Genomic DNA, 12840 nt, shown 5'->3' with positions numbered 1-12840 from the left:
CTGCTTCCTTATAATCCAGCGTGAAATTGTAATATAAGGTTAACTTCTTATGGACAAGAATCTGCTTCGCGCGAGAACCCGAATGAAACGTCAGAGGCCGAGAAGCTCCGAGCCTATCGTCGCCGACGGGCGGCAGCAGGATTTTTCATTCCAGACGCAGGCGAGCTCTTCGAGCGAAACGGCGAAAACGGGCGCGGGTGAATCGGGCGATCGTCCGTCCAACAGGCCTGTTGCAGCGGCAATGGCTCCCCAGAGGCGCTCGGGAGACTTGAAGCGCTCCTTCAAGGCGTCCATGCCTACGTCGCCTGAGCGCTTGGAAAGACGGCGTCCCGTCGCATCGACGAGGAGCGGCGCATGGAAGTACGTCGGTCGTGCATAGGCGAGCGCATCCTGGAGCGCCGCCTGCACAGGCACTGACCTTATGAGGTCGCTTCCACGTACGACCTGGGTGATTCCCTCGTCCGCATCGTCGACGACCACGGCGAGCTGATACGCGAACGCCTGGTCTGAGCGCATCACGACGGCGTCTCCCACATCGCGCTGCATATCGAAGGTCTGAAGGCCCTGGAATGCGTCGTCGTATGAGAACGCACCCTCCCCGACGTAGAAACGCTGGGCGAACGGACGATGCGCCTCGGACGTTCGTCGAACCCGCACATCGTCGGGGAGAAGCCGGCAGGTGCCCGGATAGACGAATCCCTCGCCTGCATGAGGAGCGCTTGCCGCATGCCACGCGGCGCGGGTGCAGAAGCAGGGGTAGGTACGTCCTGCACGACGCAGCCTCTCGAACGCCTCGCGATACGTATCCAGGCGATCATGCTGATAGATAGGACCTTCATCCCAGGTGAGCCCGAGCCATTCGAAATCGCGCATGATCGCATCGGCCCATGACTGCTTGCAGCGCGCCTCATCGAGATCCTCGATGCGCAGCACGAGCGAGGCGCCGGTCGATTTCGCGACGAGCCATGCGACGAGGAAGCTGTAGAGGTTGCCGATGTGCATGCGCCCCGAAGGGGACGGTGCGAACCGCCCCTTTTCCCGACGGCTTGCGCCGTCGATCGTCAAGGCGCCTCCCAGAGCATCGCTCCCGACGATGCCCGAGGGATGCGTGTCGCCGCGCGATACGGGCATGTCAGCCCATCTGCCCGGCGCGGTCGCGCGCGAACGACCTTCCGAGCGAGAACGCCTTGAGGTTCATGTCGACGAACCGCTCGGGCACGCGGCCGCGTATGACATCGAGCCAGACAGCCTCATCGTAGTCGAGGAAGGTGGAAAGCACGCCGAGAAGCACGACGTTGACGCTCTTGACGCTGCCGGCCTGGCGGGCGAATAGCTCGGCGGGCGTGACGAGGGCGCCGAAACCCGAAAGCGTCTTGCGGGCGCCGCGTGGCATGGGGACGCGTCCCGTGAGCGCCGTCAGGGGTTTGATGGTCTCGTCGCTCACGATGGCGATTCCGTCCTGCTTGAGATACGCGATGTTGCGCAGGGCTTCGGTGGTCTCGAACGAGATGAGGAAATCGGCATCGCCGATGTCGGCGACCATGGTCCCGACCGCGCGTCCGACGCGCACGACGGTCGTCACGGCGCCGCCGCGCTGGGCCATGCCGTGGATTTCCGAGAGCTTCACGTCGTCTCCCGACGCAATGGCGGCGCGCGCCAGCAGATCGGCGGCGAGAATGGTGCCCTGTCCGCCGACGCCGCAGAGCAGGATGGTTTTCGCTGAATCGCTCATCGGGCCTCGCTCTCTTTCACGATCACGGAAAACGGGCAGACCTGAGCGCATTGCGAGCATCCGACGCAGAGCGCGGGATCTATCGAGGCCACGTTGGACGAAAGGTCGAAGGAGATGGAGGGGCAGCCGATCTGAACGCACATCTTGCATCCCCGGCAGTCGGGCTTGACGGCATACCTCTCACGCTGCGCGCGCTCGAGCAGCACGCAGGGCGATTTGAAAACGATGACCGAGAGCGCATCGGCAGCCTTTGTCGCACGGACGAGCGCCTCGTGGACGGCTTTGACGTCCTGGGGATCGACGAGCTGAAGGTCTTCGATGCCGATGGCTTCCATGAGCTTCATGAGGTCGAGCTCTCGGCTCGGACGGTTCTGAAGCGTCACGCCGTTGACCGGATTGCCCTGGCGCCCCGTCATGGCGGTCGTACGGTTGTCGAGGATGCAGACGGTGCCTGCCCCCTGGTTGTACACGGTGGAGATAAGCGATGTCAGTCCCGAATGGGCGAACGTCGAATCGCCGATGACGGCGACGACCGGACGATGCTTCGTGCCTTCCATCGCAAGCTCGAACCCGTGCGACATGGAAACCGATGCCCCCATGCACAGGCTCGTATCCATCGCGGAAAGCGGCGCGAGGGCCCCGAGCGTGTAGCAGCCGATGTCGCCCGTGACGATGGCACGCATGCGATGCAGCTCGCGGAAGACCGGACGATGGGGGCAGCCGGGGCACAGCGCCGGAGGGCGTCCGGGTATCCCTTCGGGCGCATCGATGTGCGCCGGCACCTCGGCGCCGAACGCGACGCGGATATCGCCCGGCGTGAGTTCGCCGGCACGCGGAAGCGGGCGCTTCGGCGCAGACGGCACGATGCCTGCGGCCTTGACCGCATCGGAGAGATAGGCGGATGCCTCTTCGATGACGTAGACGTCGTCGACCGAGGCGGCGAACTCATGCAGGAGCTTTTCAGGAAGCGGCCAGGAAAGCCCGAGCTTCAGAACGGACGCGTCGGGCAATGCTTCGCGCACGTGCTGATAGGTGGCGCCGGCGCAGACGATGCCGATTCGAGCGTCCCGTTTCTCCACGACGTTGTACGGGCATTCGTCCGCCCAGGCCCGCAGCGCTTCGTCCCGTTCGATCAGATTCACGCGGCGCGGCCGCGCGAACGCGGGCATCATGACCCACTTCGACTCGTCCTTCGCATACGGCTTCTTCTCGACGTCTGTGCGGGGACCGACGTCGGTCGGACACTTCGCATGGGAGATGCGCACCGTCGAGCGGATGAAGAAGGGCACGTCGAACCGTTCGGACAGATCGTACGCATCGCGCGTGAAGGCGCGCGCCTCGGCGCTATCCGCCGGCTCGAGCAGAGGAATGTGCGCCGCCATCGCGTAGTAGCGCGAATCCTGCTCGTCTTGGGACGAATGCATGCCGGGATCGTCGGCCGCCAGGACGACGAGGCCGCCGCCGACGCCCGTGTAGGCCGCCGTGAACAGAGGATCGGCCGCGACGTTGACGCCGACGTGCTTCATCGTGACCAAGACGCGCGCGCCCGCGGCGGATGCGCCGACGCCGACCTCGACGGCGACCTTCTCGTTCGTGGCCCATTCGGCGTAGACGCCGGGCATCCGCGCGAAAACCTCCATCGTTTCCGTGGAGGGCGTGCCCGGATACGCGACGCCGATGTGCGCGCCGGCCTCCCACGCGCCGCGGGCTATCGCTTCGTTGCCGGAAAGCAGTTCCATGATTCGGTTCCCCCTTGCAAGCACCTTGAGCTAGCGCGTCGGATCCATCGGGGAGAACGCCAGGCTGAACGTGCCGATCTGGATGACGTCGCCGTCGTACAGGCGGGTCTCGCGAACGTTTCGGTTATTGACCCAGAGTCCGTTGAAGGAATCGAGGTCGACAATATGGAACACGCCGTTCACACGCCTGATCTCGGCATGGGAGCGGGATACCGTCATATCGTTGAGGAAGATGTCGCATTGCGGGCTGCGGCCGATGGTGATGACGTCGGCCGCGAGACGAAAGACGTTGCCGACCTGAGGGCCGCGCACGATGCGCAGCCTGGCTTCGTCGAAGATGGGAGAAGAGGCCGACGCCTGGGCATCGGAAGCGATGGGCTTGAAGGCCTGCGTCTTGCCGAGAAGCTTGAATCCGCAGGTCGGACACGCATTCGCCCCTTCGGGCAGAGGCGCCATGCATACGGGGCAGGTTGAGGCCATGAGACTTCCTTTCCTTACAGCCTGAAAGGGTTATCTATCCATGATAGGGGTCGGAACGTTATAGCATGCCGACGCAGCGACGGACGGCTGTCCCTGCAGGTCTGCGACCAGTCGCGCGAACCAGATGCCGAAGCCCTCGAAGATGTTCGGGGCGGCGACGTCCTCGGCGGCGATGAGGTCGACGGATGCGATGCGCTCGGAGCCTTGGAAGAAGTCTATCGCGCCGACCTTGTCGCCCGACTTCACGGCTCCCGACGGCTCGTCGTACGACACGTCTTGGGTGATGGTGCCCGAAGCCGCGAAGATGCGCGTGAGCGCATCGGGATCGGCGACGGTGGCGCGCACGGTCTTATCGGGCCAGGCGGTGCAGGCGACCTCTGCGACGACGGGGACGTTTGCGCCCGAACGATCGAGCGCATACGGCGAATTGATCAGATCGACGTCCTGGATATTGTCGAAGGCCCAGTCGAGCAGCGATGTGGTGGCGTCGAATCGGCCTTCTTCGGTCGAACTGCCGAGCACGACGGTGTAGATGCTGTCTTCCGTGCGCTCGCAGGCGCCGGCGAAGCAGTTGAGGGCGACGTCGCCCGTGCCGGTCTTCACGCCGACCATGCCGTCGTAAACGCCGAGGAGCTCGTCGGTCGAGATGAGCGTGATCGCGCGCTGGGTTCCGTCTTTCTGCGTGACGGTGACGGTGACGTCTCCCCCACCGACGATCGAGCGGAACGTGTCGTTCTGCATGGCATACGCGGTCATCTTCGCGACGTCGTGCGCAGTCGAATGCGCATCGCTCTCGTAGCCGTCGGAATCGAGCCCATGAGGATTCGTGAACAGGGTGTCGGTGCAGCCGATCTCCGCCGCCCTGGCGTTCATCGCATCGACGAAGGCTCCTTCAGGATCGGGCTGGGCATCGGTCACGAGACGCGCGCCCACGGTTTCGGCGATGGCGACGGCCGCGTCGTTTCCCGAGGGGACGAGCAGGCCTTGAAGCGCCGTCTTGAGCGACATCGTGTCGCCAGGCCGCAGCTGGGCGGACGAACCGATCGTCGTGCCCGCCTTGTCGCTCACGGTGATCGTGTCGGTGAGCGATGCGTTGTCGAGCGCGACGATCGCGGTCATGATCTTGGTGATGGATGCGATCTTGTATTCGGAATCGGCGTTGCGCGCGAAGAGCTCGCGCCCGTCGTAGGTGACGGCAAGGGCCGCCTCGGCATCGATGTCGGGGGAATTGTCGATGGAAAGCCCCCGGCTCGCTTCGGTGGAGCCGAGGACAAGGTCGGTCGACGGGCGCACATCGGCCCAGGCAGGAGATGCGATGCCGATCGCAAGAACGAGGGCGGCGACGATGCCAAGCACGCAGCGGCGCATCGATGGGCCGCTGCCGAACGAACGCGCGATCATAGCGAACCCCCGGCCGAAGGTCCTTCGGGGCAATCCTGCGCGTCGGGCTTGGGACCGAACACGGCATTGGCGATGCGCTCGGACCCTGTGCCGACGGAGGCCTTCTCCGTATGGCGGATGATCCCGACCCCGGCGCAGATGTAGTACACGGACGAGATGAGCGATACGGCAAGGCCCGCATACACGAACCAGATACCCCACGAGGATACCTGGCCGTTCAATCCCGGAAGCCAGGAGGCATCCACAAGATGGATGCCTGCGACCTGCGGAATGTTCAGCATCAGGCCTGCGAAGCCGATATAGAGGAGCGTGGTCGCGACCTTGCCGAGCATGATGACGTCGACATGTCGGCCGTAGTGATAGACGAGATGCGCGTCGCCGGCAACCAGAACGAGATCGCGGACCACGACGAGCACGATGATCCACACAGGAAGCCGTCCGAGGATAAGCAGGCAGATGACGCCCGTCACGAGCAGCATGCGATCGACGAAGGGATCGAGAAGCTTGCCGAGCCTGGACACCGCATTCGTCCTGCGGGCGATGTATCCGTCAAGGAAATCGCTCGAAGCGGCGAAGGCGTAGATGAAGGTGGCGACGACGCCATGCCCGCAGAAGAGCACGGCTACGAAAACCGGAATCAAGCAGAGACGGATGCACGATATGACATTCGGAACCGTAAGAACGCGATTCGAAATCTTTTGTTCCTGAGCAGGCATCAGGCTCCCTTACAGGTATCGGGCGAGAAGGCATGCGGCGCATGCAACCTGTGATTCTATCAGGTAAATGAAGGGAAGCCGTGCGATGCGCGGATTAACACCGTCTGGTTACATACGCGAGGAGCCGGCACGCGGCCGGCTCCTCACACGAAACATAGGACGACGACGGGCCTATTTTCCGCCCTCTCCTTCAGCCTCCTTGGCCTTCTCGGCCTCACGTGCGGCCTTCGCGGCGAGGGCGGCGGCGACGCGCTCCTTCTTCTTGCGTTCGCGTTCGGCCTTCTCCTCGGGAGATTCGACCTCAACCGCCACAGGATGCAGGAATTTCTGCTGCGCGGCCTCGAGGCGGGCGGTATGCATGTCAAGCGCGTCGTGCGGACAGGCGCGCACGCATTCTCCGCAGATGACGCAGCTGAACCAGTTGATGGTCCACGATGCGCCCTTCTTGTCCACGACGATCGAATCCGTCGGGCAGACGCGCTGGCAGATCGAGCACAGCACGCATTTCTGCGGTTCGACGTCCACGTGCCCGCGCATCGCGGCGTAAGGTTCGGGGGATTCGAGGGGGTACATGATGGTCTCGGGCTTCTTGAACAGCGACCGGATCGTCATCTTCCCCAGCTTGAAGTTCGGCATAATGCATCCCTACCTTTCCGAGCAGCTGATGCAGGGGTCGATCGTGAGGATGATGTTCGGGACATCGGCTAAGTCGGAGCCCTCGAGCGCCTTCACCATGCCGGCGAGGTTCTGCGTGGTGGGAGTCCGCATGCGCATGCGGTCGAGGTTCTTGGAGCCGTTGCCGCGCGCATAATAGAAGCACTCGCCGCGCGGCTGCTCGAGCAGGTTGACCGCTTCGACCCCGTCGCCCGGGCGAAGCTTCGTGCGCTCGCCGATGCCGTCGTGGGGAATCTTCGCGATGAGCTCTTCGATGATGTCGATGGATTGCAGGACCTCGAGGCCGCGCACCTTGACGCGCGCGTAGCAGTCGCCCTGATCGTCCAGGATGGGCTGGAAGTCCTCAAGGTCGCCGTACGCCCCGTTGCCGAGCATGCGCGCATCGTAGGCGATGTTGGAAGCGCGACCGAACGGACCGACCATCGAGGTGGCCGCCGCATCGTCGCACGACAGATGCCCGATGCCCACGAGACGGCTCTTGACCGACGAATCTTTGAGGAAGGTGTTCAGAACCTCGCGATATTCGTCCTTGATGCCTTCGAGGCGCGTGATGATGGTCGAGAGAACCGTGCCGTCGATATCGCTGTTCACACCGCCGACATTGACATAGGACAGGATCACGCGGCCGCCGGTGGTCTCTTGGAAGATGTCGAGCACGCGCTCGCGCAGACGCCACGTATGCATGAAGAGGCTCTCGAAGCCGAACGCGTCGGCGGCAAGGCCCATCCAGAGCAGGTGGGAATGCATGCGGGACAGCTCGTGCATGATAACGCGCAAATACTCTGCCCGCTTGGGGATCTCAAGCCCCATCGCCTTCTCGACCGTCTCCACGTAGCCGAGCGAATGGCCGAAGCTGCAGATGCCGCAGATGCGTTCGGCCACGTAGACGAACTTATGGATGTCGTGGGAATCCACGAGCTTCTCAAGCCCGCGATGGATGAACCCGATCTGCGGAATCGCCTCGATGACATGTTCGTCCTCGACGACAAGGTCGAGATGGAGAGGTTCAGGCAGCACCGGATGCTGCGGGCCGAACGGGATGACCGTCGCCTTTCCCATCGTTACTCACCGTCCTTCGCGGACTCGCGCGCGACGCGCGCCTCGAATGCCGCGCGTACCTTGGCGGCCTTTTCGGGATCCATGCCGACGACGCGGGCCTCCATGGCTGCGCGCTGCTCTTCCACGGTCTTCTTGGGCGCAGGCGCCGCAGATACGCTCTTCGAAGCGTCCGATGCCGTCTGCACCTTCGGCTCCTCCTTGGCCTTCGCGGCCCGCGCCGCTTTCGCGGCGGCGAGTTTCGCGGCCTTGTCGCGCGCCGCCTTCTGCGCAGGCGACAGCACGGTCATAGGCTTGTCGACGGCGACGTCGTAGAATGCGCCGGCGAAATCGATCACGATGCCTTCGACGTTCAACCCGAAAAGGTCGTGCGCCTCGTTTTCGTTCGCAAACGCAGCCATGAACAGGTCTGATATGGAAGGAACCGCCTGCGTCTCGGAATTGACCGAGCGCAGGGCGTAGTTCTCGACCGCGCCGTCCTTCATGAAGGTGTAGATGACGTCGATGCCGGGATCGGCCATGCGGCAGAGCATCTGCACGAAGCGGAACCCTTCGTCATGCTTCTCCTGCGCGACCGCATGCAGCCGATCGACGGGGATATCGACGAACGTCGAATCGAATGCCATCTTCTAGGCTCCTTTCCTCGCCGAGGCGAGCTCGGCGGCCTTCTGCTCGAGCACCGCCACGCCACGCACGACGCCGTCGATGATATTCTCGGGGCTCGCCGCGCAGCCGGGGACGTAGACGTCGACCGGAATGGCCTGATCGACGCCTCCGATCACGTTGTAGCAATCATGGAAGATGCCGCCCGAGCAGGCGCAGATGCCCACCGCGACGACCACCTTGGGGTCGACCATCTGGTCGTAGATCTCTTGGATGACCTTGATGTTGCGCTCGTTGACCGAGCCGGTCACCAGGAAGATGTCGGCATGCTTGGGGTTGCCGGTGTTGATGACGCCGAAGCGTTCGGCGTCGTAGAGCGGCGTCAAGGACGCGAGCACTTCGATGTCGCAGCCGTTGCAGCTGCTCGCGTCGTAGTGGATGACCCAGGGCGATTTGGATACGTAGCTCATATCAGACTCCCTAGAAGACGATGAAGGCGCACAGCGCGGCGATGTTGCCGATGCCGAGCACGCCGCCGACGATCCACGCCCATTTGAGCATGGCCTGCCATTTCACGCGTGCGAAATTGTTGTCTATGAAGATCTCGAGCAGCCAGGCGGCAAGCGCGGCCGCGACGGCGAGAACATAGGAGACGGGATTGCCCCACACGAAGAACATGCCGACCCATCCGAGGAAGAGCACGCTTTCGCACCAGTGCATGACCTCGACCTTCGCGAGCGTGCGTCCGCTCATCTCGGTGGTGATGCCCTTGACGATCTCCTGGTGCCCATGATGCGAATAGGACAGGTCGAAGGGCGACTTGCGCAGCTTGATGGTGAGCACGAACATCAGCGCGAGGAATACAGGGATGCAGACGACGATCAGCGGACGGCTGTAGAGCGCAACGCCCGCGACATCGAAGGTGCCGATCGCGAGGAACATGCAGACCGCCATGAAAAGGATGACCGGCTCATAAGCCATGACCTGCACCGTTTCGCGATCGGCGCCGATTTCCGCATAGGGAGAGCGCGTGGAATACGCGGCCAGGATGAAGAAGAGCGCCGACAGCGTGATCAGAAACGCGCACATCAGGAAATTCCCGCCGCCGAAGAACGCGCCCCCGGAAAGCAATGCGAAAATGAGCGCGCAGGTGACATAGACGTCTTCCACGGAATTGACCGCGACGTCGTCTTTCATGAGCAGCTTGCGCACGTCGTAGTAAGGCTGCAGCAGCGGCGGGCCGACGCGACCCTGCATGCGCGCGGTGACGATGCGGTCGGCTCCCGCGAGAAGGCAGCCGACGACAGGACCGAGAACGGCGAAGGCGACCGTGCCGATCAAGGTTCGCAGCAGGTCGTCGCCGACCGTGCCGACCGAGGCGTACATCGGAAGCGCGATGGCCGTCTCGAAGGAAGCCACGGAAAACGCCGCCGAAGCCGCAAGCCCGACCACGACCGCGATTGCGGAGATGACGGTGGCCGGCTTGTCAAGGATGCGCTCGCCGAAGATGTCTTCGAGATACCAGTTGCGCGCGGTCGCCTGACGAGGCTTGGACATGGAGTCGCGGAACGTGCGCGCCGACTTGTCGATCGTGACGCCGCCCAGATAGATCGGAACGATGCGCTTGCGGGCATGTCCGAGCGCGCCGAACATCACGGCGACGATGAAGGCCGACGAGATGCTCGTGATGAGCATGTTGTCGGCGCCGATCACGTCGCCTGCCATCGCATAGGTGGAAGCGAGATACGGCTCGACGAAGCCGGCGGACAGCAGCGGCATGAACACGGCGCACCCGACGGTGAGCACGGCCATGAGGCCGATGGTCGCCCATTCGCTCCGATGGATCTTCATCTCCTGGTTTTCCGCATGCGCGGCGACGCCGGAAAGCTTCCCGATGAACTTGGCCCAGAACATGAACGTGGCGGCAGAGCCGAACGCGAGCATGCCGAGCAGAAGGACCTGGCCAGTCGAGGCGAACGACACGAGCGAAGCCCATTTGGAGATGAGCATGCCGAACGGGGCGATGAACATGCCCATGCAGCCGAGCATCATGTAGCGCGCAAGGCGCGGCATGCGGTCGAACAGGCCGTCCATGGATTCGATATCGCGGGAGCCGATCTGGTGCTCGGCAGAGCCGACGCAGAGGAACAGCAGGCTCTTCGCCGCGGCATGGAAGATGATCAGGAAGATGGCCGCCCAGACCGCCTCGGGCGTGCCGACGCCGGCGCAGGCCGCGATCAGGCCGAGGTTGCCGATGGTCGAGTACGCGAGCACGCGCTTGGCATTGGATTGCGAGATGGCGAGCAGCGACGACATCAGGAACGTGAAGCCGCCCACGGCGATGACCATGGCCGATGCGGTCGGATAGACGAGGAAGAGAGGCGCGAGCTTGATGAGCAGGAAGACGCCGGCCTTGACCATCGTGGAGGAATGCAGAAGCGCGCTCGTGGGCGTGGGCGCGACCATGGCGCCGAGCAACCAGGTATGGAAGGGCATCTGCGCGGCTTTCGTCATGCCGGCGAACGCGAGCAGCGCCACGGGCAGGGCGAAGAGGGCCGATCCTTGCGCGCCCTGCGCGAGAAAGGCGCTCATGGTGAGCGGAAGCCCTTCGATGCACAGATACGCGATGGCGGCCTGGAATGCGATGCCTCCGAGCATGTTCATGACGATCTGGCGAAACGCATTATCTATCGCTTCTTCGGTCTTCGTGAAGCCGATCAGGAGGAACGAGCACAGCGTGGTGATCTCCCAGGCGGTGTACATCCACGACAGGTTATCGACGAGCACGACGTTGTACATGGCCGAGAGGAACGCGAAGATGACCGCGAAGAACCACGGGCGGCGGTCCTTCTGGTCGGCATGGATGTCTTGGAAATCCTTCATGTAGCCTAGGGAATACACGCAGATGCCCGAGCCGATCACGCCGATGATGAGCACCATGACGACGGCGAGCGCGTCGATATGCATCGCCGTCGAGAACTCGACGCCGTCGGAAAGCGCCGCCTCGATGGCGATGGCGCCGACGATCTGCACGAGCACGAGCGCGGCCGCAAGCGTTCGCTTGTAGCGCACCGCATAGGCCAGAATGAACGCTCCGACCACAAGATCGAGCACGAACCCTATGCCGCCGAGCGCGGACGCGTACGACGCGGGAAGCTCGACCGACACGGACCCCTGAGGCAGGTAGACGGCCGCGAACGCGACGGAAAGCGCGGCGATGATCGCGGCGAACGACGCCGACAGGACCGCACGCGCCTTGTCCTGCCTGATGAAGAGCATGACCAACGCGGCGAAGCAGGGCATGAGGATAAGCGCCGAGATCAGTTCCACGAATGCCTTCTTTCGAATGTCGTGCCGCCGCGAGGCGACGATCGGTCCCCGGCGCGCCGGCGGGGCGCGCAATTCGGAATGGTAGCAACGAAAGAGTACGCGTGACAACGCATGGGCGGATGAGCGGGACCATCCGCGCGGCGATACACCGCTTCGCGCCGACGGTTTTCGACGCTCCCCCTTTCGGTGCGAAATGCAACCGCATCACCTGCAATATACCTGTCGCCGACGTCTGCATCCGCGAGATGCGACGCGAGCGGCAGAGAAAAGCACATGCCGGTCATCATTCCATCCATAGTGGATATGGTGGAAATGTACCTATAGGTTGTGGGGGTCCCGTGATGCGCGGACCCGTGTGTCGCAAGGCGCGGGCGAACGGCAGGTTTTCGGTCGAATCGCCGCGAACGGCATGATTCCGCGATCGAACGGCGCCTGAACCTATTCGAGCGGCGATTTCAGGATGAAATGGCTGCGTCGCGCATCGAGAAGCCCCTCGCGCTGCATCTTTCCGATCTCGCTTGAAAGGGCGCTGCGGTCGACCGAGAGGTAGTCGGCCAGGCGTTGGCGGTCGTACGGAATGTCGAATTCGTTCGATCCGTGCTTCGTGGCTTCGTACGAAAGATACGAGACGAGGCGCGCGCGGATGGTCTTGGGAGTCGAATGCATGATGCGCCGCGAAAGCCCGAGGTTCTTCTGAGCGAAGGTGAGCACGAGATTGCGCGTCACCTGCATCCCCGTCGCATCATCGACGCCGTCCCCCGCCAGAATGCGCGCGACGTCCAGGAACACGATGCGGCAATCATCGTCCGCGACGACGTCGACCATGAGCGGCGTGTCGCGCACGGCGGCGTAGGTCTCGGCGAACACCGATCCGGGCTTGCCGCTTCCGATCAGGTTCGTATTGCCCCATACGTCGGTGCTTTCGATGCGCACGCGCCCTTCGAGCACGATGCCCATGGATTTGACGATGTCGCCCTGACGATAGACGTACGAACCCTTCGCATACGTCTTTTCTCGGGCGGCGGCAGAATGCAGGACCGCGTCGATGGATGCGAGATCCACGTCCTTGAAGACGCTGCAGCTGGAAAGGATGCCGATATCCATGATT

Annotated in this window: 12 protein-coding genes; all 12 read right to left on the bottom strand. The window is 63.3% G+C overall.

Going from position 1 to position 12840, the window contains the following annotated elements; all coding sequences use genetic code 11:
- Positions 1-90 precede the first annotated feature (90 nt).
- The 12 genes from gluQRS to HMPREF1155_RS06150 all read right to left on the bottom strand — a co-directional run bounded on the left by gluQRS (position 91) and on the right by HMPREF1155_RS06150 (position 12836).
- On the bottom strand, positions 91-1131 hold the full coding sequence (gluQRS, locus tag HMPREF1155_RS06210) for a tRNA glutamyl-Q(34) synthetase GluQRS (RefSeq protein WP_009078145.1): 1041 nt from the start codon (positions 1129-1131) through the stop codon (positions 91-93).
- A gap of 1 nt (position 1132) precedes the next feature.
- Positions 1133-1732: an indolepyruvate oxidoreductase subunit beta gene (locus HMPREF1155_RS06205; protein WP_009078195.1), complete on the bottom strand. Its 600-nt coding sequence runs from the start codon at positions 1730-1732 to the stop codon at positions 1133-1135.
- Positions 1729-3471, bottom strand: coding sequence for a thiamine pyrophosphate-dependent enzyme (locus HMPREF1155_RS06200; protein ID WP_009078705.1), 1743 nt, complete (start codon positions 3469-3471; stop codon positions 1729-1731). Before HMPREF1155_RS06200 ends, HMPREF1155_RS06205 begins: the two co-directional genes overlap by 4 nt.
- Before the next feature lie 30 nt (positions 3472-3501).
- Positions 3502-3951, bottom strand: a complete 450-nt coding sequence (locus tag HMPREF1155_RS06195; protein WP_009078491.1) for an FHA domain-containing protein — start codon at positions 3949-3951, stop codon at positions 3502-3504.
- 30 nt (positions 3952-3981) lie between these two features.
- On the bottom strand, positions 3982-5352 hold the full coding sequence (locus HMPREF1155_RS06190; protein WP_039993451.1) for a D-alanyl-D-alanine carboxypeptidase family protein: 1371 nt from the start codon (positions 5350-5352) through the stop codon (positions 3982-3984).
- Positions 5349-6068: a CDP-alcohol phosphatidyltransferase family protein gene (locus tag HMPREF1155_RS06185; RefSeq protein WP_009078723.1), complete on the bottom strand. Its 720-nt coding sequence runs from the start codon at positions 6066-6068 to the stop codon at positions 5349-5351. The genes HMPREF1155_RS06190 and HMPREF1155_RS06185 overlap by 4 nt, the downstream gene beginning before the upstream one ends.
- Positions 6069-6239: 171 nt before the next feature.
- On the bottom strand, positions 6240-6704 hold the full coding sequence (locus HMPREF1155_RS06180; protein WP_009078169.1) for a 4Fe-4S dicluster domain-containing protein: 465 nt from the start codon (positions 6702-6704) through the stop codon (positions 6240-6242).
- A gap of 9 nt (positions 6705-6713) precedes the next feature.
- Positions 6714-7802 carry a nickel-dependent hydrogenase large subunit gene (locus tag HMPREF1155_RS06175; RefSeq protein WP_009078628.1) on the bottom strand — a complete coding sequence of 363 codons (1089 nt, stop codon included), beginning with the start codon at positions 7800-7802 and terminating at the stop codon, positions 6714-6716.
- 2 nt (positions 7803-7804) lie between these two features.
- Positions 7805-8425: an NADH-quinone oxidoreductase subunit C gene (locus HMPREF1155_RS06170; RefSeq protein WP_009078477.1), complete on the bottom strand. Its 621-nt coding sequence runs from the start codon at positions 8423-8425 to the stop codon at positions 7805-7807.
- A 3-nt stretch (positions 8426-8428) separates the two neighbouring features.
- Entirely contained in the window at positions 8429-8872 is a 444-nt protein-coding gene (locus tag HMPREF1155_RS06165; protein WP_006361429.1) for an NADH-quinone oxidoreductase subunit B family protein, read from the bottom strand.
- 10 nt (positions 8873-8882) lie between these two features.
- On the bottom strand, positions 8883-11732 hold the full coding sequence (locus tag HMPREF1155_RS06160; protein WP_009078192.1) for a proton-conducting transporter membrane subunit: 2850 nt from the start codon (positions 11730-11732) through the stop codon (positions 8883-8885).
- Between the two features lie 438 nt (positions 11733-12170).
- On the bottom strand, positions 12171-12836 hold the full coding sequence (locus tag HMPREF1155_RS06150; protein ID WP_009078388.1) for a Crp/Fnr family transcriptional regulator: 666 nt from the start codon (positions 12834-12836) through the stop codon (positions 12171-12173).
- Between the last annotated feature and the right edge of the window lie 4 nt (positions 12837-12840).

Source organism: Slackia sp. CM382, from assembly GCF_000293015.1.
GTDB classification, from domain to species: domain Bacteria; phylum Actinomycetota; class Coriobacteriia; order Coriobacteriales; family Eggerthellaceae; genus Slackia; species Slackia exigua.
Note: the sequence above shows the minus strand (reverse complement) of the source record. Positions and strands in the feature narration are given on the sequence as shown.

Bases quoted from the DNA above. Each gene is read 5' to 3' on its own strand.
- gluQRS (WP_009078145.1), bottom strand. From the start codon at position 1,131: ATGCCCGTATCGCGCGGCGACACGCATCCCTCGGGCATCGTCGGGAGC.
- HMPREF1155_RS06195 (WP_009078491.1), bottom strand. From the start codon at position 3,951: ATGGCCTCAACCTGCCCCGTATGCATGGCGCCTCTGCCCGAAGGGGCG.
- HMPREF1155_RS06170 (WP_009078477.1), bottom strand. From the start codon at position 8,425: ATGGCATTCGATTCGACGTTCGTCGATATCCCCGTCGATCGGCTGCAT.
- HMPREF1155_RS06200 (WP_009078705.1), bottom strand. From the start codon at position 3,471: ATGGAACTGCTTTCCGGCAACGAAGCGATAGCCCGCGGCGCGTGGGAG.
- HMPREF1155_RS06175 (WP_009078628.1), bottom strand. From the start codon at position 7,802: ATGGGAAAGGCGACGGTCATCCCGTTCGGCCCGCAGCATCCGGTGCTG.
- HMPREF1155_RS06180 (WP_009078169.1), bottom strand. From the start codon at position 6,704: ATGCCGAACTTCAAGCTGGGGAAGATGACGATCCGGTCGCTGTTCAAG.
- HMPREF1155_RS06190 (WP_039993451.1), bottom strand. From the start codon at position 5,352: ATGATCGCGCGTTCGTTCGGCAGCGGCCCATCGATGCGCCGCTGCGTG.
- HMPREF1155_RS06185 (WP_009078723.1), bottom strand. From the start codon at position 6,068: ATGCCTGCTCAGGAACAAAAGATTTCGAATCGCGTTCTTACGGTTCCG.
- HMPREF1155_RS06165 (WP_006361429.1), bottom strand. From the start codon at position 8,872: ATGAGCTACGTATCCAAATCGCCCTGGGTCATCCACTACGACGCGAGC.
- HMPREF1155_RS06150 (WP_009078388.1), bottom strand. From the start codon at position 12,836: ATGGATATCGGCATCCTTTCCAGCTGCAGCGTCTTCAAGGACGTGGAT.
- HMPREF1155_RS06205 (WP_009078195.1), bottom strand. From the start codon at position 1,732: ATGAGCGATTCAGCGAAAACCATCCTGCTCTGCGGCGTCGGCGGACAG.